The sequence below is a fragment of the Ruminococcoides bili genome, from assembly GCF_040093295.1.
Lineage (GTDB): Bacteria > Bacillota > Clostridia > Oscillospirales > Acutalibacteraceae > Ruminococcoides > Ruminococcoides intestinale_A.
This window is the reverse complement of sequence record NZ_JBBNJY010000088.1, coordinates 1-1,494: the sequence shown is the minus strand read 5'-3', so window position 1 is coordinate 1,494 and position 1,494 is coordinate 1. Positions and strand designations below refer to the sequence as shown.

Sequence of the window (1,494 nt, the reverse complement as noted above, 5' to 3'; positions counted from 1 at the left end):
TATGTGAAAGATAAAGGTTTTGTCAGCGCCGAAGCCTTGTGGATAGGTGCAGAACTTATTGATAAAAATGGAAATGTCGTCCTTGTTGAACAGCTTTACCGAGAAAACTTAGGTGATGAATCGGTTAAGGTCTATAACTTTCAAGTTGAAGATTATCATACATATTTTGTTGGCTTAAATACAATTTTGGTTCACAACTCAAATTGTCGTTTAATTCAAAATTCGGACGGCTCATATGATGCTGAATTGTCTTATAAGGAAGGATGGACACCTGAACAAAGAGCACAGGCTGATGCTAAATGCAAAGCGTTGTCAGATGCATACACCGTTAAAACCAATGTCGCAGGAAAGAGAAATGGTACAAAAACATCACGCTATAGAAAAGATAATGCTATTCCTTCTAATCAAGATGTTGATCATACAATTGATCTGCAACTAGGTGGTCAAGATAATGTAATTAATATGAATGGATTAGATAAAAGCGTAAATAGAAGTTTAGGAAAGCAAATTAACATTCTTATTAAAAACCTTCATGAAGGTACGGTGCTTGGAAAGTTTACTATGAAGTAAGGAGAGAGTAAAATGTTTGAAATATTTAAAAAATATGTGGGCTTAAATGATGGGGTAATTAGTAATTCACCTGAGGAATTTCTGTCATCAGTTGAAGGAAAAACATTCTTAAATGGAATGTATCGTGTTTTTAATCTGTCGGAAATAGAAAAATGGTGTAAAATTGTTGTACATACTTTCCCAGCATATAAAGGTCAAATCAAGGTTTTTGCATATGATTGGCTTGGCAGAATATTTGCAGTTAAAAAATTACAGGGTACAGTACTTATGTTTGAACCGGGAACGGGTGAGGTCTTTGATATCCCGGTAACTATTGAAGATTTTCACAATGTAGAAATCGTAGAATATCATGAGGACTCGTTGGCATCAGAATTTTTTAACGAGTGGTATGAAAAACAGGAACACTATGTATTAAAACACAATGAATGTGCCGGATACAAGGTACCGTTATTCTTAAACGGGGATGATGTTGTCGATAATTTGGAGATAAGTGATATGGAAGTATATTGGGAAATAATGATGCCGTTAATTAATTTATAATGATGAGTCAAGATACTGTACAGAGCTGACTTAACGGAGTATTACATTTGAGATAATGATTATAACACGAGAATGAAGTTGAATGAAGCCTTTTGAAAGAATAAGAAATGATTTGTGGAATGTTATGAGGCAATACATTTAAAGCAAAATGACAGCTATTATGTGAGGGGAGGTGTCCTATGGCAACAATAACACTATATAAAGAAAAAGTCAATGGTGTTGGTGGACTGATTGATAATTTGATAAAATCATCAAGTAATCTTGATGTTCAGCTTGGAACACTGAAAAATACTTTCAAGGTGTTGACAGCAGTACTTGCAATTTGCAGGATACCGTTGATAGTATCAGTTCCTCGTCAAAAAGTGAAAAATCAAAAATTGAAGA

At 34.1% G+C, this 1,494-nt stretch carries 2 protein-coding genes and 1 pseudogene; all 3 read left to right on the top strand.

From position 1 onward, the window contains the following. The coding region (locus AAAY30_RS11470; protein ID WP_499215969.1) for a polymorphic toxin-type HINT domain-containing protein at positions 1-570 on the top strand (570 nt) is incomplete at its 5' end. A gap of 12 nt (positions 571-582) precedes the next feature. Continuing rightward, entirely contained in the window at positions 583-1,110 is a 528-nt protein-coding gene (locus tag AAAY30_RS11465; RefSeq protein ID WP_117913366.1) for a T6SS immunity protein Tdi1 domain-containing protein, read from the top strand. Between the two features lie 179 nt (positions 1,111-1,289). Next, positions 1,290-1,494, top strand: a pseudogene (locus AAAY30_RS11460) (hypothetical protein); the annotation flags it as partial.

Bases quoted from the DNA above. Each gene is read 5' to 3' on its own strand.
- AAAY30_RS11465 (WP_117913366.1), top strand. From the start codon at position 583: ATGTTTGAAATATTTAAAAAATATGTGGGCTTAAATGATGGGGTAATT.